Raw genomic sequence first — 19,826 nt, forward strand, 5'->3', positions numbered from 1 at the left:
AGCGCAGGTCGGGGCGGTTAGGTTGGCGTGGCCAGGGAGGGCCGGGACGGCGTCGGAGACACCTCGTGTCCGGGGACGCGCCGCCCGGCCCCCCTGGCGCACCACGACGCCACCGCCCGGAGGAGATCCACCATGCGCACCGTCACCCGCACCGCCGGCCGCATCCTCGCCGCCGGCCTCGCCCCGCTCGCGGTGGCCGCGTACGCCGCCGCCCCCGCGGCCGCGCACGGTTCGATGACGGACCCGGTCAGCCGGGTGGCCGCCTGCTACGCGGAGGGTCCCGAGTCCCCGCGGTCGGCGGCCTGCAAGGCGGCGGTCGCGGCGGGCGGCACGCAGCCGTTCTACGACTGGAACGCGGTGAACATCGCCAACGCGGCGGGCAACCACCGGGCCCTGATCCCGAACGGGCAGCTGTGCTCCGCGGGGAACGACAAGTACCGGGGCCTGGACCTGGCCCGCGCGGACTGGCCGGCCGGCGCGATGACCTCCGGCACGCACACCTTCCGCTACAAGGGCACCGCCCCGCACAAGGGCACGTTCGAGCTGTACGTGACGAAGGACGGCTACGACCCGGCGAAGCCGCTGAGGTGGTCCGACCTGGAGCCGGAGCCGTTCGTGAAGGTCACCGACCCGGCGATGCGCGGCGGTGACTACGTCTTCTCCGGCACGGTCCCGAAGAAGAGCGGCCGGCACCTGATCTACGGCATCTGGCAGCGCTCGGACAGCCCGGAGGCCTTCTACAGCTGCTCGGACGTGGTCTTCGGCAAGGACACCGGCAGCGGGGCGGGCACCGGGACCGGGACCGGCACGGGGTCCGGCACCGGCACCGGGACCGCCGACGGCAAGCCCGGATCGAAGCCGAGCAGCGCCGGCAGCGCCGCCCCCGGCGCCAAGCCGTCGGACGGACCCGTCGCCAAGCCGCCGACGGACGAGCAGATCTCCGAGGGCGCGGCCAAGTCGACCGTGGAGCACGGCGGCCACGGCGACGACGACCCGAAGACGAACGGCACGAGCGCCGAATCCCCCCTCGCCGCGCCGTCCGCGGCTGCGGCCAAGACGGGTGACCTCGCCCAGACCGGCGGCGACGGCTCCGCCCCGATGATCGCGATCGCCGGGGCGGGCACCCTTGCCGTCGGCTCGGCCGTGCTCTTCGCCGTGGCCCGCCGCCGCGCCACGACGGGCCGCCACGGCCGCTAGGACGCGCTAGGGCCGCCGGCGCCGCTCAAGGCCCGTCACTGGAAGACCGAGGCGCAGGTGGTCCGTTCGGCGTGGGCCGGGTCGAGGGCGTTGGCCGCCTCGTGCCAGGCGATGCGGTCGGTCAGGCCGATGGCCACGTGCTCGGAGAAGTCGAGGGCGCACAGGTCCTGGACCACGACGTTGCGTACGTTCGGCCCGCTGAGGAAGCCGCTGGTGTACGGGGTCACCACCTCGTCGTACTTGGTGGTGATCACCGTGTAGGCGACTCCCGGGACGGTGTCCCCGCCCGCGTTGAGGTGGGTGACGAAGGAGGATCCGACGATCTGGTCGGCCAGGCCCGGGGTCGCGGAGCTGATCAGGTCTTCGGCTCCGGGGAAGTACGGCAGCAGCTGGGTCAGGCCGGACAGGGTGGTTCCGTGGTTGTCGGGGGCGAGTCCGACGAGGGCGTTCACCTTGGCCGCGCCGCCGGACTTGAGGTACTGGCGGGGCATCATACCGCCCTGGGAGTGGCCGACGATGTCGGTCTTGGCGGCGCCGGTGGAGGCCAGCACCCGGTCGACGAAGGTGCCGAGCTGCACGGCGGACTTGTCGATGGGCCCGAGGCCGTTGAAGAAGGACTGGCCGGGGATCTGGCCGTAGTCGAGGGAGTAGACGCAGTAGCCGCGGTGGACGAGGTAGGGCGCGAAGCCGAGCCAGTTGTCGACGGAGTTCCCGAGGGTGCCGTGTACGAGCACGACGGGGCGCGGGTGCGCGGCGGACGGCTTGCAGGTCCAGTCGTTCCAGCCGCTGCTGGGGGCGGAGGCGGCTTGCGCGGTGCCGGTGGGGGCGACGAGCGCGGCGGCTGCGAGGGTCAGGACGGCCAGCGGGCGGAGCAGGCGGCGCCAGGGCAGCATCGAGTGATCTCCTTGCGTCATGGGGATGGTGCGGGGGGTTTGTCCCGTGATCCGGATCACAAGGGGAGCTGCTGCCGCTAAATTACGGGCGAGTAGCAGGACTTGGAAGTTACGCGTCGGTAAAAACTCGGGTGTCGAGCTGCTCTCCGGTCCTGCGCGAGGCCGACGGACCGGCGCGAGGCCGACGGACCGGCGCGAGGCCGACGGCGAACGTACGAAAGAGACGCCGGCGGCGGACGTACGAAAGAGACGGCCTACGAGGCCTTGCCGAAAGTGGCCGCCGGGCGGACCGTGCCCGGGCCGAAGCGGGCGTTGGCACGGTCGATGGCCGCCTCGACCGTCAGCCGGGACTCGCGGACGGGGTCCAGGGTGAGCTGGCGCGCCACGCCCGCGGCGCCGGTGAGGTCCTCGGCCCGGAGCACCATGCCGGTCAGCCGGGCCCGTTGCAGGCCGGCCGCGTCCATCAGGCGGTACGCCATGGCCCGCATGTCTTCGTCGTGGGCGGAGGGCTCCGTCAGCCGCCGCGTCTTCTCCCACCGGGTCCCGCCGGCGAACTGGAGGGTCAAGGTCAGCGCCCGCGCGGCCTGGCGGCGCCCGCGCAGGGTGGCGCCGAGTCGGACGACCAGGGCGAGCAGCGCGGCCCGGGCGTGCGGGCCGTCCAGCTCCTCCCGCGGGAACCCGGCGCGGACGGCGGCCGAGGACGGCAGGTCCCTCGGGGTGACCGGCCGCGGGTCGGCGCCGTGGGCGCGCTCCACGACCAGGCGTCCCGCCCGCTTGCCGAGGATCCGCTCGACGACCCCGGGTGACACCTCGGTGAGCGCCCCGATCGTATGCAGTCCGTAGCCGCGCAGCGCCTCGGCCTGGCGGGAGCCGAGCCCGTACAGCGCCTCCACCGGCAGCGGCCCGAGGAATCCGGGCACCGCCTCCTCGGGGACGGCCAGGATCCCGCCGGGTCCGGGGACCCGTGCGGAGGCCGTCGCGGCCACGGCCCAGGTGGCGGCGACCCCGATCCGGACGTCGGTGCCCAGCCGGGCCACCGCGCGCAGCCGTACCACCTCGGCGATACGGGCGGCGTCCGCGCCGAAGTAGCGCTGCGCGCCGCCGACTTGGACCAGCGCGGCGCGCGGCGGCAGGGCCTGCACCACCGGGGAGAACTCCCGCAGCAGCTCCAGGACCTCCCGGTAGCCCTCGCCGGTCAGCGCCGGGGCGCACCTCACGTGCAGGATCGCGCTGTTCATCCCGCGCTCCCCGGGCTGGAGTGCCACAGCTTGCGTCCGGTCGCCGGGCCCGTCCCGGGCGGCTGGAGGTCGGCCCACGGGTTCATCTCGTAGCCGGTCGGCAGGTGGATCCGGCGGCCGGGGGCGGAGGGCCCGGAGCCTTCGCGCACCGGTTCGGACAGCCGGGCGGTGACCGCCTCCAGGCCGCTCTGCTCCCGCAGTTCGACCAGTTCGGCGAGGTTCCAGGCCGCCGCTCCGACGATGCTCAGGCTCTGCGGTCCGCGCCGCTGCACCACTCCGCGCACCAGCAGCAGGAAGGAGTGGAAGACGGTGTGGGCGCAGGCCTCGTGGCTGTCGTCGAAGAATGCCAGGTCGACCAGGCCGGTCCCGTCGTCGAGGGTGGTGAAGATGACCCGGCGGCCGGAGCGGATGGGCGGGGTCTGGGTGGCCGCCTTGGCGCCGGCGACCAGCACGGTCCGGCCGTGTTCGGTGTCGCGCAGCCGCCGGGCCGGGACCACGCCCAGTTCGGCCAGGAAGGCGTGGTGGTCCGCCATCAGGTGGCGTGAGGTGTCCATGCCGAGGACGCCGAGTTCGGCGCTGAGCCGCTCGGCCTCACTGAGGTCGGGCAGCCCGACGGCGGCGGTGGACCGGCCGCCGCCGAGGGGGAGCTGGGCGCTGCCCCGGGCGTCGGCCGCGCGCTGGGCGCCGTGCAGTTCGCTCAGGTGCAGCAGCAGGTCGCGCCGGTTGGCGCCGAACGCGTCCAGCGCCCCTACCTGGGCAAGCCGTTCGGCCACGGGCCGGCCGGGGTGGGCCCGGTCCCAGAAGTCGCGCAGGGAGGCGTAGGGCCGGCCGGCCTCGATCCTGGCGGCCTCGGTCTCGCTGATGCCGTGGACGTCGGCCAGCGCGAGCCGGAGCCCCCACAGCGGCGGCACCTCGGACACCAGTTCGATGCGGTGGTGGACCGAGGACCGGTTCACGTCCAGCGGCAGCACGGGGACGCCCCGGCGCCGCGCGTCCGCCAGCAGCAGCCGCTTGGGGTACATGCCGGGGTCGTGGGTGAGCAGCCCGGCGTAGAAGGCGGCCGGGTGGTGGGCCTTGAGCCAGGCGGACTGGTACGTGGGGACGGCGAAGGCCACCGCGTGCGCCTTGCAGAACCCGTACGAGCCGAAGGCCTCCACGATCTCCCAGGTCCGGGCGATCACTTCGGGCGAATAGCCGCGGTCCCGCGCCGTCGCCGCGAACCAGACCTTGATCCGGCCCTGCGAGTCGGGGTCGGACAGCCCGCGCCGCACCCGGTCCGCCTCGTCGCGGCCGCAGCCGGTCATGACGTGCACGATCTCGATGATCTGCTCGTGGAAGACCACCACCCCGTAGGTCTCCGCCAGCGCGTCCGCCAGGTCCGGGTGCGGGAAACGGGCCGGGGCCCGCCCGTGCCGGGCCTCGATGAACGGGCGCACCATGTCGGCGGCCACCGGGCCGGGCCGGAACAGCGAGATGTCCACGACCAGGTCGTGGAAGGTGGCGGGCTGGAGCCGCCCCACCAGGTCGCGCTGGCCCGGGGACTCGATCTGGAAGCAGCCCAGCGTCTCGGCCGAACGGATCAGCTCGTACGTGGCCCCGTCGCCCGGCGGCACCTGCGCCGGGTCGTCCAGGTCGAGCTCCTGCCCCGTGGCGCGGCGCAGCTCGGCGACGGCGTGCGCCATCGCGGACTGCATCCGTACGCCCAGCACGTCGAGTTTGAGCAGGCCGAGTTCCTCCACGTCGTCCTTGTCGAACTGGGACATGGGCAAGCCCTCGCCGCTGCTCGGTACGACCGGGGTGCGGGCGAGGAGCGAGGCGTCCGAGAGCAGCACCCCGCACGGGTGCATGGCGATGCCCCGCGGCAGGCCGTCCAGCGCTTCGACCAGCTCCCACAGCCGCCCGTGCGACTCTCCCCGCACGCCCCGGAGTTCGGGGAGTTCGGCGAGGGCCGCGCGGGCGTCGCGGGCCCGGATGTGCGGGAAGGCCTTGGCGAGCCGGTCGACGGTGGCCGGATCCATGGACAGGGCGGCGCCCACGTCACGGATGGCGTGCCGGACCCGGTAGGTCTCGGGCATGGAGACGGTGGCGACGCGTTCGGCGCCGAACCGGTCGATGATCCGCCGGTAGACCTCCAGCCGGCGGGCGGACTCCACGTCGATGTCGATGTCGGGCAGCACCCGGCGGCGCTTGGACAGGAAGCGCTCCATCAGCAGCCCGTGGGCGAGGGGGTCGGCGTGCGCGATGCCGAGGAGGTGGTTGACGAGGGAACCCGCGCCGGAGCCGCGGGCCGCCACCCGGATGCCCATCTCCCGTACGTCGTCCACCACTTGGGCGACCGTCAGGAAGTACGAGGCGAAGCCGTGGTAGGCGATGACGTCGAGTTCCTCGTGCATCCGCTCCCAGTACCGGCGCTCGCCGGCGTAGCCGCGCAGCACCATGCCCGCGGCCGCCCGGGAGGCGAGGACCCGCTGGGCGGTGCGGTGGGCGGCGCCGACGAGCCGGGCCTCGGGGAAGTGGACGGACCCGATCCCCAGGTCGTCCTCGGGGTCCACCGCACAGGCCTCGGCTGTCCGCCGGGTCTCGGCGAGCAGCCGGCGCGCGTCGGCGGGGCGCAGCCCGGCCGCCCGGGCGATCAGGTCGGCGTTCTCGGCCATGGCGGCGGGGTCCTTGATCCAGCGTTCGCCGCTGTCGAGGGGTTTGCGGGGGTCGATGGGGACCAGACGGCGGGCCGCGTCGAGGACGTCGGCGACGGGCCCCTGGCCGGGGTCGGCGTACCGGACGGCGTTGGTCAGCACGGCCGGGACGCCCTGCTCGGCGGCGAAGCCGACCGTCCGGGCGGCCAGGCGCAGCGAGCCGGGCCCGGTGCCGGTGCGGCCGTGGTGGACGGCCTCCAGGCGCAGGTCGTCCCCGTAGACCTCCCGCCAGGGCGCGAGCAGGCGCGCGGCCCGGTCCGGGCGGCCCGCGGCGAGGGCCCGGCCCACTTCGGAGCCGGGGCCGAGCAGGACGTACACGCCGCTCGCGCCGCGCAGCTCCTCCCAGGGCAGGAGCGGGACGCCGGGTGCGCCGGCGTGGGCGGCGGTGACCATGCGGCACAGCTCGGCCCAGCCGGTGGCGCCGTCGCGGGCGAGGAAGACGGCCCGGGCCGCGGACTCGTCGACGAAGGCGCCGCCCCTGACGGGGTTGCGCCGCCGGGAGGAGGCTTCGGCGGAGTCGGTACGGATGGTGGTGGCCGCGGGGCTCCCGGCCACTGCGAGGTCGACCCCGAACAGGGGCCGGATCCCGGCTTCCGCCGCCGCCCGGGCGAAGCGCACCGCGCCGGCGAGGGTGTCGCGGTCGGTGAGGGCGAGGGCGTCCATGCCCCGCTCGGCGGCGCGTTCCGCCAGCCGTTCCGGGTGGGAGCCTCCGTAGCGCATGGAGAACCCCGAAACGGTGTGCAGATGCGTAAAACCGGGCACCCGCGGCCTCCTGCTTTCCCTCGACTGAACACCTCCCCCGTCTCCACCATAGAGCAATTCGAATACCCGTGCGAAACACTTGTTCGATCATCCATTTCGCGGTCCGCCCGCCGGTTCCGCCCTCCGTTCGGCCCACCCCTGCTGCGCCCGGCCCCCGCTCCGCCGAGCGTGTGAGACATGACCCAGCCCACCACCGCCGCACCCGCGGGTTCCTCCGGCGGTTTCCTCGCCGAGATCAAGGACGCCGTCAGCACCCGGGCCTTCCTGCTGGTCCTCGGGGTACTGGCGCTCCAGCTCGCCTTCATCACCTCCTACATCGGGGCCTTCCACCACCCCCAACCGAGCCGGATCCCCCTCGTGGTGACCGCACCCGCCGAAGCCGTCGCCACGCGCTCCGCCCAGAGCCTCGGCGCCCTGCCCGGCGACCCGCTCGACACCCGCACCGTCCCCGACGAGGCGGCGGCGCGAGCACGGATCCAGGACCGGAGCGTGGCCGGGGCACTGCTCATCGAGCCGGCCGGCAAGACCGACCGGCTGCTGGTCGCGAGCGGCGCCGGGGCCTCGCTCTCCCAGGCGCTCGAAGCGATCGTGACCCGCGCCGAGACGGCGCAGGGGCGCAGCGTGCGGATCGTCGACGTGGCCCCGGCCGCCGCCGGGGACGCCCGCGGCCTGAGCTCCTTCTACCTGGTCGTCGGCTGGTGCGTCGGCGGCTACCTGTGCGCCGCGATCCTCGCGATCAGCGCCGGCGCACGGCCCGCGAACTCCGCCCGCGCCGTCATCCGGCTCGGCGCGCTGCTGCTGTACGCGATCGCCGCCGGGCTGCTCGGCACGGTCATCGCGGGGCCGGTCCTGGGCGCGCTGCCCGGCAACGTCATGGCCCTGTGGGGGCTGGGCACGCTGGTCGTCTTCGCCGTCGGCGCGATCACGCTGGCGTTCCAGGGCGTGGCGGGGGTGGTCGGCATCGGGCTGGCGATCCTGCTGGTGGTGGTCCTCGGCAACCCGAGCGCGGGCGGCGCCTACCCGTATCCGCTGCTCCCGCCGTTCTGGAGGGCCATCGGGCCGGCCCTGCCGCCGGGCGCCGGTACGTACGCCGCCCGCTCGATCACGTACTTCCGGGGCAACGACGCGGGCCCGGCGATGCTGGTGCTGGCGGCCTGGGCGGTCCTCGGCGCGGCCGTCACCGTGGTCTGCGCGGTCTTCCACCGCGGCCGGGGCGGCCCTGCGGTGGGCAGCGGCACCCCGGACCCCGCCGCCGCCCGGACGCCGGGGCCGTGACCGGGGCGCCGCCGGGCCTCAGGCGACCGGCTCGCCGATGCCCAGCAGGTTCCCCTCGCTGTCGCGGAACCAGGCGCCGCGTTCGCCCCGGGCGCCCTTGCTCGGGTAGTTGCCCTCGATCTCGGCGATCCCGTCCCTCGTGCGGAGCCCCGGCACGTCGACCTCTTCGAACACCACTCCGCGCCCCTTGAGCTGCGCCACGGCCGTCTCCAGGTCGTCGACCTCCCACCCCATCTGGGTGAAGGTGCCGGGCGAGGACCCCGTCGACCGGAACACCGCGAACTCCGTACTGCCGCACCGGTACAGCAGCCCACCGGGCCGTTCGTCCACGGGCTCGAGGCCGAGCCGCTCGGAGTAGAAGCGCCGCGCACGGTCCAGGTCCGCGGCCGGCAGCCTGGTCGCCACGCGTCCCCGGGCCAGCACGTTCTCGTCGTCTGCGTTCATGTGCCCACTGTGCCGTGAGCGCCGCCCGCAGGGGCGCAGGCGCCAGGGTCGGGGACGGCGCCCCGGGCGCGCCGGGAAATTGCCACCGGGTGCGCTCTACCGCACCCCTGCGCCGAAGCGCACAATCACCCTGACTGCCCGCGTCGAACGTGAGGGGGGAGCGCGTGCGCGATCAGGTGCGCACCGCCGACGGCCGCGCTCTGATGGTGGAGCGCTGGGGGGATCCGGACGGCAAGCCCGTCTTCCTGCTCCACGGCACCCCGGGCAGCCGCCTGGGGCCGGCCCCGCGCGGCATGGTCCTCTACCAGCGGCGGGTACAGCTCATCGCCTACGACCGTCCCGGCTACGGCGGCTCCGACCGCCACCCGGGCCGCACCGTCGCCGATGTGGCCCAGGAGGTGGCCACGATCGCCGACGCCCTGGGCCTGGACAGCTTCGCCGTCGCCGGCCGTTCCGGCGGCGGGCCCGGTGCGCTGGCGTGCGCCGCCCTGCTGCCGGACCGGGTCACCCGCACGGCGGCGCTGGTCCCGCTCGCCCCCCGGGACGCGCAGGACCTCGACTGGTTCGACGGCATGGCCGCCTCGAACGTCGAGGAGTACACCAGGGCCTACGACGACCCCGAGGAGTTCGCCGCCCGGCTGATCCCGCGCGCCGAGGGGATCCGCAAGGACCCCCGCCGGCTGCTGGAGGAGCTGCGCAAGGAACTGACGGAGAACGACCGGATGATCGTCGCCGACGCGGGCCTGCGGGCGATGCTGCTGCGCAACTACCGGGAAGGGGTGCGCATTTCGGCTTACGGGTGGATCGACGACGCGATCGCGTTCAGCGGTCCGTGGGGCTTCGACCCCGCCGACATCCGCTGCCCGGTGCTGATCTGGCACGGCGAGTTGGACGTGTTCTCGCCCGTGGGCCACTCCCGCTGGCTGGCCCGCCGCATTCCGGGCGCCGCCGCCACCTTCGATCCGGCGGCCGCCCACTTCGCGGCCCTGCGCGCGCTGCCCGGCGTACTGACCTGGCTGCTGCGCGACCTGCCGGTGCCCCCGCTGGGCGAGCAGCTGCCCGCCTGAGCGGGGCCGGACACCGTTCAGCGACCGCCCTCGACCGGGTGCTCGGGCTCGTAGTTGGTCAGGACGCACCCCTCCACCTGGGCCCGTTCCAGCCGGTACCCGGTCGGGGCGGAGAAGCCGGGCGTGCAGTTCAGGTAGAGGAACTGCGACTGGTACAGGCCGAACCGGACGCTCGGGTCGTTGCTCTCGACCGCGATGCCGTCACCGACGAGCAGCAGACTGGCGGTGTGCTTGAGCTCGCCGTCGTCCTTGAGGTCGGCGAGCTGGGCGGCCTTGGCCTTGGTCTGCAGCCTCTTCATGTCGCCGACGGTGTCGAGCCAGTTGAGGTTGTGGGCGCGCTGGGCTCCCCCCGGCTCCCCGCACAGGGCCCGGCCGTCCACGCCCCAGTCGAGGGGGTTGCCGTCGACGACGGGCGCGTAGTCGATCGATCGGATCGCCACGGTGGCGGGGTCGGTGGAGAAGTGCGAGCAGTCCACGCTGTACTGCACCAGCTTCCTCAGCTCGGAGATGCTCCCGGCGTGCGCGAGCCCGAGACTGCCCTGGGCCGGCTGGCCCGGCTTCTCGCCGCCCGGGTCCTGCGGGGTCTCCAGGTTCGGACTGCCGGAGCCGTCCGAGCTGTTGACGAAGTCGCTGAGGACGCAGCCCTCGACCAGCGCCTTCTCCTTCTTGTAGCCCTTGGGTACGGCGAAGGTCGGATTGCAGGTCAAGATCCGCAGGCTGGACCGGGCGAGTGCGAGGGCCGACTTCGTCTGCGTCGGTGTGACCGCGTAGCCCTTGCCGATGAAGACCCGGCTGTTCAGGCCGTAGGCCCCGTCACCGCCCTTGATCGCGTCCATCACCTTCTGCTTGTAGCGCTCCTGGAACTCCTTCATGTCGGAGGCGACGTAGAAGACGATCTCGCCGTGCACGGGCCGGTCGCTGCACACCCCCCGCTGGGTCACGGACCACTGTCCGACGCGGGTGAACTCGGTCAACGGCAGCCGGGGGTCGTCCGGTTCGCCGCTGATGTCCTCGCAGGAGGTGAACTGCCGTACGTACTGCTGTGCATCGAGGAGCGAGCCGCCGGCGGACGGCCGCGCGGCGGACGGGGAGGGGCTCGCGCCCGCACGGCCGGCTGGCGGCGCAGGGTCGCCCTGGCAGGCGGCGAGTGCGGGGAGGGCGGTGAGGACGGCGGTAGCAGCGAGGGTCCGCTGGAGGCGCATGAGGGGTGCTTTCGGCCGAACGGCAGGTCAGGGGGGTGGCGTGAACATGCTAAACCCCGCCCGTCGGGCGCTCGGCACCCGTGGTGACCCGGCATCAGGGATAAAGGATCTTGCTGTACGGCAAACGGCCGATTACCGCACCCGGAGAATTGCCGGAGCCTTTCCATAGAACGCTTGACCAGGCGTCATGTCTCGGTTGCCAATAAGGTGTGGACGAGTAAAGTCCACGCTTGACACCAGCGGGACCGCTGGTGTCGCTCCCCTGCCCATTTCGCATGGCCTCCCCGAGGACGGTGTCGTGAACACTTCCGCAACCCCCGCGACCAGCACGGTCAAGACCCCCCTGGTCCCGCTCGACCGGATCGACGTCCACAGCACCTCGGCGGCCGAGGCGCTCGGACGCGTCCTGCCTTCGGAGAACGGCCGTCACGTTCAGGCACCGATCTTCAACTCCGCACTCTGACACCGGAGCCCGCGCTCTAGACTGGTGGAATGACCGGCCTGATCGCTTTTCGCGAGATCGTCCTCAAGGTTCACAGCAGATGCGATCTCGCTTGTGATCATTGCTATGTCTATGAACACGCTGATCAGAGCTGGCGAGCCCGGCCGAAAGTGATCTCCCCCGAGGTCATTTCGCACACCGCGTCGCGGCTCGCCGAACATGCCCGTGACCATGCACTCCCCTCCGTCACGGTGATTCTCCACGGAGGGGAACCCCTGTTGGCGGGCACCGCCCGACTACGCCTCGTGTGCGAGGAGTTCACCCGCGCACTCGCCGGGACCGCCGACCTCGACCTGCGGATCCACACCAACGGGCTCCAGCTCAGCCGCCGTTACCTCGACCTCTTCGCCGAGTTCGGCGTCCGCGTGGGCATCTCGCTCGACGGGGACCGGGCCGCGAACGACCGCCACCGCCGCTTCGCCGACGGGCGCACCAGCCACCCCCTGGTCCTGGCCGCCGTCGCACTGCTCCGTTCGGCGCCCTACCGCCACCTCTACCAGGGCCTGCTCTGCACCGTGGACGTCGCCAACGACCCCGTCGCCGTGCTGGACGCCCTCGTCGAGCTGCGCCCGCCCCGGGTGGACTTCCTGCTCCCCCACGCCACCTGGGAGGCCCCGCCGGTCCGCCCCGACGGCGCCCCCGACGCGTACGCGCGCTGGCTGCTGCGGGTCTTCGACCACTGGGAGCGGCTCGGGCGGCCCGTCTCCGTACGGCTCTTCGAGTCCCTGCTGTCCACCCTGCGCGGAGGGCCGAGCCTGACCGAGTCCCTGGGGCTCGCGCCGACCGACCTCGTCGTCGTGGAGACGGACGGGACCCTGGAGCAGGTCGACTCCCTCAAGAGCGCCTACGAGGGCGCCGCAGCCACCGGTTTCGACGTCTTCGCCCACTCCTTCGACGAGGTGGCGGCCCACCCCGGGGTGCGGGCCCGGCAGCTGGGTCTGGACGGTGTCAGTGACACGTGCCGCCGCTGCCCCGTCGTACGTTCGTGCGGCGGCGGTCTCTACACCCACCGCTACCGGGCAGACCCGGACGGCGGGGGCGGCTTCGACCACCCTTCGGTGTACTGCACGGACCTGCGCGAGCTGGTGGACGGGGTCGAGGGCCGCACCGCGTCCCGGCAGACGGCGCCGGAGCTCACCGACCCGGCCGAACTGGCCCGCTCCCAGGAGCAGCTGACCCGGGTCCTGCTCGCCCGGCTGAACGCCGACCGTACGGGTGATCCCGAATGGGCGCGGGCCTGGGAGCTGCTGGCCCGCGTGGAGCGGGCCGGGGACGCCGGCGCGCACGCCCTGGAGGCCGTACTGGACCACCCGTTCACCCGCACCTGGGTCCTGGAGGCCCTGGACGCCGGGCGGGACGGGCGCCCCTCCGGCCCCGGCGCCCCCGAGACGGCGCGCAGGCTGGCCGCGCTGGCCGCCGCCGCCGTGCTGCGCGGCGGGCTCGACCTGCCGGCCGAGGTCCCCTACCGGGACGGTGAGGTGTACCTCCCGACCCTGGGGCTGCTGCGCCTGGGCCGGCCGGGCACGCGGGGCCGGGCCGCACTGCGGTCCACCGGTACGGGGTACGCGGTCCGCGACGGCCGCGCCGAGCACCGCTTCGGTCCGGCGGCGGGGGACGCGCGCTGGCTGCCCGTACGGAGCTGGTCGCCGCCCGGGCAGGACACCGCCCCGGTGGCGCTGGAGGACCTCGACCCGCACCGCAACTGCTTCGCCCGCCCGCCGAGGCTCCGGCTGGGGGCCGGGGAGGCCGGGCAGTGGCGGGTCCGCCTCGACGCGGCCTGGACGCTGCTGCACACCGCCGTCCCGGAGTTCGCCCGGGCGGCCGCGGCCGGGCTGACGACGCTGACCCCGCTCGCGGGCGGTCCGCGGGCGCACGGCTGGGGCGAGGCGGGGCGGCACGGCCCCGGGGCGCTCGGCGTCCCGTACGGCGCCGGGGTCCGCGAGACGGCCCTCGCACTGCTGACCGGGCGGCGCCGGGCCCGGCTGCGGGCACTGACCGAGGTGGCCGACCTGTACGCGCTCGACGGGCAGTGGCAGCACCCCTCGCCGTGGCGCGAGCGCCCGGTCCCGGTGTCCCGGCTGCTGGCCGACGTGCACGAGCGGGTGGCGGTGGAGGCGTACCGGCGGGCGACGGCGGCCCCCGAACCGGGGGCGGCGGACCGGATCCAGCGGGCCCTGGACCGGCTGGCGGGTGCGGCCGAGCTGACCAGCACCGGCAAGCGGCTGGTGGAGGAGCTGCGCTGGGAGTCGAAGGCGGTCGACGCGTGACGTCCCCCCGGGCTCCGGGTGCGCTCGCCCTGGCCGGGGAGTTACGCCGGATCGGGGTGCGCCCGGGGACCCGGCTGCTGGTGCACGCCGCGCTCCGCGGCACCGGTCTGCGGGCCGAGCCGCTGCGCGATGCCCTGACGGACGTGCTGGGGCCGCACGGCACCTTGGTGGTCCCCGCGTTCACCTCGGAGAACTCCCGCACCTCCGCGGCGCACCTGGAGCGGATCGCGGGCCTCTCGGAGCCGCAGGTGCGCAGGTTCCGGGCGCGGATGCCCGCGTTCGACCCGCGGCTGACCCCGAGCCAGGGCGTGGGGCGTTTCGCCGAGACCGTCCGTACCTCCCCGGGCGCCGCGCGCAGCACCCATCCGCAGACCTCCTTCGCGGCGCTGGGAAAGGACGCCCGGCGGCTCTGCGCCGGTCACCGCCTCGAATGCCACCTGGGCGAGGAGTCACCCCTGGGGAGAATGTGCGGGGAGGGCGGCCAGGTACTCATGATCAATGTGGGCTTTTCCTCCTGCACCGCTTTCCATCTGGCGGAGTACCGAATTCCCGAGCCCCCCTTGCGCATGTACGACTGTGTGGTGAAGGTGAACCTTCCGGGGGGACGGCGGGGGGAGGGGTGGACGACGTACGAGGACGTCGCGCTGGACGACAGTGATTTCGCACAGATCGGCGACGCGTTCCCGGATTCGCGGTTGCGCAGGGGCCGGCTGGGCGGGGCTGGGGCCGTGCTCTTCTCGATTCCCGATGCCGTTGGTCACGCACTCGACTGGATGACCGAAAACAGACGCTGATTGACTGAACGATGAGGGGATGTGGCGAAGCAGCTCCGGAATGATGTTTCTTCGCTCGCATCTTCGGGACGGGGGTCGTGTGCCCGCATCAGTGCAGCCGTACTTCTTTCTCAGTTATGCGCATACGCCGAGATTCGGGGCCGGGGGGCCCGACCCCGACATGTGGGTCGAGCGGCTCTTCCGTGATCTCTGCAACCACGTCATGGCGCTGACGGACCTGCCCGCCGGTTCGGAGGCCGGCTTCATGGACCGCGAGATACGCAGCGGCGAGGGCTGGTCGGAACGGCTCGCGGCGGCGCTCGCCACCTGCCGGGTCTTCGTCCCCCTGTTCTCGCCGCGCTACTTCGCCAGTGAGATGTGCGGGAAGGAGTGGTTCGCCTTCGCGCAGCGCGCCATCCAGCACGGCGCGCGCCACAACGAGCCGCCGCCCGAGGCCATCGTGCCGGCCCTGTGGGTCCCGGTGCCGGCCACCCACATGCCGGGCCCCGCCTCCCGGTTGCAGTTCAACCACAACACCTTCGGCGAGCGCTACGTCACCGACGGCCTGTACGGGCTGATCAAACTCCGCAGCTACGCCGAGCAGTACGAGGCGGCCGTGTACGAACTCGCCAAACGGATCGTGCACGTCGCCGAGACCGTACGCATCGACCCGATCAAGCCGCTGGACTACCGGGTGGTGCCGAGCGCCTTCGGCAGCAACGGCGGCAACCCCGCCCGCACCCTGCACATCACGGTGGCGGCCGCCTCCCGGCACGACCTCCCGGAGGGCCGCAGTCCCGAGTACTACGGGGACAACGCCCTGGAATGGAACCCTTACCACCCGGTGGCGCAGCGGCCCATCGCGTACGTGGCCGAGGACGTGATCCGCAACCTCAACTACCAGACCAGCCTCGGCTCGTTCGACGACGAGGCGGGGCACTTCGACAGCAAGCAGCCGCCGACGCGTCCGGAGATCCTGATCGTCGACCGCTGGGCGGTGGAGGACGAGCAGCGCCGCCAGCGGCTGGCCGCCTTCGACCAGGAACACCGGCCGTGGATCAACGTGGTCGTGCCCTGGAACCGGTACGACCACCAGGGCCGGGCCAAGGAGAGCGAGCTCGCGGACCGGCTGGAGGGGACGATGCCCGTCAAGATGAGCCAGGGCCGGGCCGCCTGCCGGGCCGCCGCGAACGGCGTGGCCAACATGGAGATGCTCGGGCAGATCCTGCCCCAGGTGGTCGAAGCCGCCGCCCAGCAGTTCCTCAGACACGCCCAGGTGTACCCGCCGGCAGGCGGCACGCACACCGAACGGCCGCGGCTGGTCGGGCCGATGGGGATGGATGAGCCGCCCCCGCCACTGCCGCCGCGCGCCCCCTTCCCACCCGACACCGAAGCGGGCGGTGGTCCGCCGCGCGGGACCGACACCAACGACGTCAGCGACACAGAGCGGGGGGACACGGATGACAGCCGGTCGTGACAGCCATGGCGGACGCATCGTCACCTTCTATTCCTACAAGGGCGGTACGGGCCGCACCATGGCGCTCGCGAACACCGCCTGGATCCTGGCGGCCAACGGCAAGCGGGTGCTGGCCGTGGACTGGGACCTGGAGGCGCCGGGTCTGCACCGCTTCTTCCACCCCTTCCTGGACCCCTCCACCCTCGGGGCCACCACCGGGGTCATCGACCTGATCAGCGAGTACGCCTGGGCCGCGACCAGCCCGGTGCAGCGCGCCGACGACTGGCACAAGGACTACGCGCGGATACAGCCGCACGCGGTCTCCCTCACCCCGGAGACGCTGGGCTGGGAGTTCCCCGACGGGGGCACGCTCGACTTCGTCTCGGCGGGCCGGCAGAACCGCGAGTACTCGGCGACGGTGTCCACCTTCGACTGGGACAACTTCTACGACCGCCTCGGCGGCGGCCTCTTCTTCGACGCGCTGCGCGCCGACATGAAGAAGAACTACGACTACGTGCTGATCGACAGCCGCACCGGCCTGTCCGACATCGCCGACATCTGTACCGTGCACCTGCCGGACGTCCTGGTCGACTGCTTCACCCTGTCCGACCAGTCCATCGACGGCGCCGCCTCCGTGGCCCGGCAGATCGACGAGCGGTTCAACGACCGCGGCATCAAGATCTACCCCGTGCCGATGCGCATCGACGAGGGCGAGAAGGAGAAGGCCGACGCCGGGCGGGCACTGGCCCGGATCAAGTTCGACCGTTTCCCGGGCGGCCTCGTCGGGGACGACCTGACGTCGTACTGGGGCGCGGTGGAGATCCCGTACCGGCCCTACTACGCCTACGAGGAGACCCTGGCCACCTTCGGCGACGAGGCCGGGCTCACCAACTCCCTGCTCTCGGCGTTCGAGCGGCTCACCGCCGTGGTCACCGAGGGCGAGATCACCTCCATGCCGGCCATCGCCGAGGACGTCCGGATGCGGATCCGGGACGCCTTCACCCGGCGCCGCCCGGCCCTTCCGGCCGACCTGTTCCTCTGCTACGTCGCGGAGAACCGGATGTGGGCCGACTGGATCGAGTCGGTGCTCACCCGGGCCGGCTTCCGCGTGGTGCCCAAGGACGTCTCGGCGGAAGTGGCCCCCGCCCCGTCGCCCGGGGACACCCTCGGCGGATCGGGCATCAGCGTCGACGGCGCCGCCCGTACGGTCGTGCTGCTCTCCACCGCCTTCCTCAAGTCCGGCCGCGCCGTCGACGTGTGGAACCGGGCCGCCGCCGAGGACCCGACGGGGGGCCGGCGCCAGCTGGTGCCGCTGCGGGTGGGCGACGTACGGCTCGCGACCCCCTACATCGACCGCAATCCGGTGGACCTCTTCCGCCTGGACGAGGTGCACGCCACCACGGCCCTGCTGCGTGCGGTGGAGCGGCCCATGGCCCTGAACGACACGGTCAACAGTGCCTCCCAGCCGGGCCCCCGCTTCCCGGGGACCGTGCCCAAGATCTGGAACGCGCCGCCCCGCAACACCGGTTTCACCGGGCGCAGCATCGTGCTGGAGCGGATGCGCAACCAGCTCGGCGGCGGCATGGCGGTGGTGCTCCCGCAGCCGCAGACCCTGTACGGGCTCGGCGGTGTCGGCAAGACGCAGGTGGCCCTGGAGTACGTCCACCGGTTCATGGCGGACTACGACCTGGTCTGGTGGATCTCCTCGGAGCAGACCGACGACGTGGTCGCGGCCCTCGCGGAGCTGGCCGTACGGCTGGGCGCCCAGGCCGGCGAGGACATGGCCGCCGCGTCCCAGGAGGCGATCGACCTGCTGCGGCGGGGCGTGCCCACCTCGCGCTGGCTGCTGGTCTTCGACAACGCGGACGACCCCGAGACGCTCAAGCGGTTCTTCCCGCCGGGCGGACCGGGGCACGTCCTGGTCACCTCCCGCAACCAGTCCTGGTCGCAGTACGGCGACGCGCTGCCGGTGGACGTGTTCCTGCGCGAGGAGTCCATCGAGCACCTCCAGCGGCGGGCTCCCGGCCTCTCGCACGAGGACGCCGAGCAGGTGGCCGTGGCGGTGGGCGACCTGCCGCTGGCCGTCGAGCAGGCGGGTGCCTGGATCGCGGAGACCGCCACGCCCGTGTCCGCGTACCTGGAACAGCTGGCGCAGCAGGCCGCCAGCGTACTGGGGCTGAACCAGCCGGCCGGCTATCCGGAGCCCGTCGCCGCGACCTGGAACGTGTCCATCGAGCGGCTCCAGTCCCGCTCCCCGGCCGCCGTGCGGCTGTTGCAGCTGTGCGCCTTCTTCGCGCCGGAGCCGATATCCGCGAACCTCCTCTACAGCAAGGAGATGATCAACGCCCTCAAGCCGTACGACTCCTCGCTCCAGGAGAAGCTGATGCTGGGCCGGGTGATCAGGGAGATCGGCCGGTTCGCGATGGCCAAGGTCGACCAGGTCGGCAACAGCATCCAGGTGCACCGCCTCGTCCAGGCCGTGATCCGCGCGCAGTTGTCGGAAGAGGAGCAGCGCGAGGCCCGGCACGCCGTGCACCGGATCCTGGCGGGTGCCCGGCCCGATGACGACGAGCCCATAGACAACCCGGCCACCTGGCCCCGCTTCAACACCATCTGGCCGCACCTGACGCCCTCCGAGGCCCGGTTCTGCAAGGAGCCGGAGACCCGCCGGCTGCTGATCGACCGGGTGCGCTACCTGTGGAAGCGCGGCGACTTCAAGGCCGCGTACCAGCTCGGCGAGGAGCTGCGCGAGGTGTGGAAGGAGATGCTGGGCGACAGCGACCTGCAGTACCTCTACCTGCGGTTCCACCTGTCGAACATCCTGCGCTCCCAGGGCCGGTTCGTGGAGGCGAAGGAGCTGGACGAAGTCACCCTGGAACGGCAGCGGACCGCGCTCGGTCCCTCGCATCCGCACACGTACATGACCACCAGCGGCCTGGCGATGGACCTGGGGGCGCTCGGCCGCTACGGCGAGGCGATGGAGCTGGCGACGGCCGCGCACGAGGGCTTCGGGCAGATATTCCACGAGGCGCACCCGCGCACCCTGGCCGCCGCGAACAACCTGGCGCTGAACCTGCGCATGGTCGGGCAGTACTCCCGGGCCCGGGAGATCGACCAGGAGGTGTTCGACCGGCGCACCGAGGTACTGGGCCCGGACCACCCGTACACCCTGTCCTCGGCGCAGAACCTGGCCCGGGACCTGCGCGAGGTGGGCCGGTACGACGATTCGGTGCAGTTGCTGGGCCGGACGTACGACATCTACAAGCGGACGCTCGGCCGGGCCTTCCCGGGCACCCTGTCCGCGGCGAAGAACCTGGCGGTGTCGCTGCGCAGGGCGGGCGACCTGGAGGACGCGCTGCGGCTGACGACGGCGACCCGCAACCGCTACCGCGCCAAGTACACCTCGGTCAACCCGGACCTGCTGGCCTGTGAACTGAACCTGGCGGCCGACCTGTTCGCGACGGGGGACGCGGGCGCGGCGCGGGACCTGGCGCAGGAGGTGGTGGACGAGTACGTGAAGGTGCCGGGCGAGCGGCACCCGTACACCCTGGCCGCCGTCAACAACCTGGCGGTCTTCCACTGGGGCACGGGCTCCGCGGACACGGCGGAGCCGATGCTGCGCCAGACGATCCGGCACATGCGCGAGGTGCTGGGCGACAACCACCCGCACACCATCTTCGGCAACCTGAACCTGGCCAACGCCCTCGCCGACCTCGGGGACCCGGAGGGCGCGTTGGAGCTGGAGCGGCTGGTGGTGCTGCGGCTGCGCGAGGCGCTCGGGACGCACCACCCGGAGACCCTGGCGGCCGCGTCGAACATGGCGGTGAGCCTGGACATGATGGGCCGCAAGGAGGAAGCGGCCCGGGTACGGACGGAGACGGTGGCCGAGCTGACGCGCCTGCTCGGCGAGGACCACGGTCTGACCCGTTACGCCCGCGACGAGCGCCGGGTCCACCGCGACCTGGAGCCGCTCGCCGTGTGATCGGACGGAGGGCGGCCCCCGCACGGGCCGCCTCCCGCCCCTACAGCAGACCTGGGGGGTCGCCGTGAGCGACAG

At 73.0% G+C, this 19,826-nt stretch carries 13 protein-coding genes; 8 read left to right on the top strand and 5 right to left on the bottom strand.

Features of this window, described 5'->3' with window-relative positions; translation table 11 throughout:
- The first annotated feature begins 132 nt into the window (after positions 1–132).
- Positions 133–1,197 (top strand): lytic polysaccharide monooxygenase, encoded by a 1,065-nt coding sequence (locus tag OHA81_RS07710; protein WP_329194004.1) that lies wholly within the window; start codon positions 133–135, stop codon positions 1,195–1,197.
- 35 nt (positions 1,198–1,232) lie between these two features.
- Here OHA81_RS07710 and OHA81_RS07715 read toward each other — a convergent pair whose 3' ends face one another.
- The 3 genes from OHA81_RS07715 to OHA81_RS07725 all read right to left on the bottom strand — a co-directional run bounded on the left by OHA81_RS07715 (position 1,233) and on the right by OHA81_RS07725 (position 6,783).
- Complete coding sequence (locus OHA81_RS07715; protein WP_329194005.1) at positions 1,233–2,090, bottom strand: esterase/lipase family protein; 858 nt, start codon at positions 2,088–2,090, stop codon at positions 1,233–1,235.
- A 254-nt stretch (positions 2,091–2,344) separates the two neighbouring features.
- Positions 2,345–3,328: a DNA polymerase Y family protein gene (locus OHA81_RS07720; protein ID WP_329194006.1), complete on the bottom strand. Its 984-nt coding sequence runs from the start codon at positions 3,326–3,328 to the stop codon at positions 2,345–2,347.
- Entirely contained in the window at positions 3,325–6,783 is a 3,459-nt protein-coding gene (locus tag OHA81_RS07725) for a DNA polymerase III subunit alpha (protein WP_329194008.1), read from the bottom strand. Before OHA81_RS07725 ends, OHA81_RS07720 begins: the two co-directional genes overlap by 4 nt.
- A 177-nt stretch (positions 6,784–6,960) precedes the next feature.
- Here OHA81_RS07725 and OHA81_RS07730 point away from each other — a divergent pair, with 177 nt between their 5' ends.
- A complete protein-coding gene (locus OHA81_RS07730) occupies positions 6,961–8,058 on the top strand; it encodes a DUF3533 domain-containing protein (protein ID WP_329194010.1) in 1,098 nt (365 codons plus the stop codon).
- 18 nt (positions 8,059–8,076) lie between these two features.
- Here OHA81_RS07730 and OHA81_RS07735 read toward each other — a convergent pair whose 3' ends face one another.
- Positions 8,077–8,502, bottom strand: coding sequence for a VOC family protein (locus OHA81_RS07735; RefSeq protein ID WP_329194012.1), 426 nt, complete (start codon positions 8,500–8,502; stop codon positions 8,077–8,079).
- Positions 8,503–8,666: 164 nt separating this feature from the next.
- Here OHA81_RS07735 and OHA81_RS07740 point away from each other — a divergent pair, with 164 nt between their 5' ends.
- Complete coding sequence (locus OHA81_RS07740) at positions 8,667–9,569, top strand: alpha/beta fold hydrolase (protein WP_329194014.1); 903 nt, start codon at positions 8,667–8,669, stop codon at positions 9,567–9,569.
- A 17-nt stretch (positions 9,570–9,586) separates the two neighbouring features.
- On the opposite strand, the gene OHA81_RS07745 is transcribed toward OHA81_RS07740, so the two are convergent.
- Complete coding sequence (locus OHA81_RS07745) at positions 9,587–10,771, bottom strand: hypothetical protein (protein WP_329194016.1); 1,185 nt, start codon at positions 10,769–10,771, stop codon at positions 9,587–9,589.
- A 298-nt stretch (positions 10,772–11,069) separates the two neighbouring features.
- Here OHA81_RS07745 and fxsA point away from each other — a divergent pair, with 298 nt between their 5' ends.
- From fxsA to fxsT, 5 genes are read left to right on the top strand one after another with little or no spacing between them, the layout of a single operon-like run.
- Positions 11,070–11,234: an FxSxx-COOH cyclophane-containing RiPP peptide gene (fxsA, locus tag OHA81_RS07750; protein ID WP_329194018.1), complete on the top strand. Its 165-nt coding sequence runs from the start codon at positions 11,070–11,072 to the stop codon at positions 11,232–11,234.
- Positions 11,235–11,263: 29 nt separating this feature from the next.
- The gene (gene fxsBH / locus OHA81_RS07755) at positions 11,264–13,540 is read left to right on the top strand and encodes a radical SAM/SPASM protein FxsBH, inactivated beta-hydroxylase extension form (protein ID WP_329194019.1); all 2,277 of its coding nucleotides are present in this window, start codon (positions 11,264–11,266) and stop codon (positions 13,538–13,540) included.
- Positions 13,537–14,334 (top strand): aminoglycoside N(3)-acetyltransferase, encoded by a 798-nt coding sequence (locus OHA81_RS07760; RefSeq protein WP_329194020.1) that lies wholly within the window; start codon positions 13,537–13,539, stop codon positions 14,332–14,334. Before fxsBH ends, OHA81_RS07760 begins: the two co-directional genes overlap by 4 nt.
- 43 nt (positions 14,335–14,377) lie before the next feature.
- Positions 14,378–15,790: a TIR-like protein FxsC gene (locus OHA81_RS07765; RefSeq protein ID WP_329202075.1), complete on the top strand. Its 1,413-nt coding sequence runs from the start codon at positions 14,378–14,380 to the stop codon at positions 15,788–15,790.
- A complete protein-coding gene (gene fxsT / locus OHA81_RS07770; protein ID WP_329194021.1) occupies positions 15,774–19,751 on the top strand; it encodes an FxSxx-COOH system tetratricopeptide repeat protein in 3,978 nt (1,325 codons plus the stop codon). Before OHA81_RS07765 ends, fxsT begins: the two co-directional genes overlap by 17 nt.
- The last annotated feature ends 75 nt before the right edge of the window (positions 19,752–19,826 follow it).

The sequence above is a fragment of the Streptomyces sp. NBC_00667 genome (assembly GCF_036226825.1).
Lineage (GTDB): Bacteria > Actinomycetota > Actinomycetes > Streptomycetales > Streptomycetaceae > Streptomyces.

Bases quoted from the DNA above. Each gene is read 5' to 3' on its own strand.
- OHA81_RS07710 (WP_329194004.1), top strand. From the start codon at position 133: ATGCGCACCGTCACCCGCACCGCCGGCCGCATCCTCGCCGCCGGCCTC.
- OHA81_RS07715 (WP_329194005.1), bottom strand. From the start codon at position 2,090: ATGCTGCCCTGGCGCCGCCTGCTCCGCCCGCTGGCCGTCCTGACCCTC.
- OHA81_RS07720 (WP_329194006.1), bottom strand. From the start codon at position 3,328: ATGAACAGCGCGATCCTGCACGTGAGGTGCGCCCCGGCGCTGACCGGC.
- OHA81_RS07730 (WP_329194010.1), top strand. From the start codon at position 6,961: ATGACCCAGCCCACCACCGCCGCACCCGCGGGTTCCTCCGGCGGTTTC.
- OHA81_RS07735 (WP_329194012.1), bottom strand. From the start codon at position 8,502: ATGAACGCAGACGACGAGAACGTGCTGGCCCGGGGACGCGTGGCGACC.
- OHA81_RS07745 (WP_329194016.1), bottom strand. From the start codon at position 10,771: ATGCGCCTCCAGCGGACCCTCGCTGCTACCGCCGTCCTCACCGCCCTC.
- fxsBH (WP_329194019.1), top strand. From the start codon at position 11,264: ATGACCGGCCTGATCGCTTTTCGCGAGATCGTCCTCAAGGTTCACAGC.
- OHA81_RS07765 (WP_329202075.1), top strand. From the start codon at position 14,378: ATGTTTCTTCGCTCGCATCTTCGGGACGGGGGTCGTGTGCCCGCATCA.
- fxsT (WP_329194021.1), top strand. From the start codon at position 15,774: ATGACAGCCGGTCGTGACAGCCATGGCGGACGCATCGTCACCTTCTAT.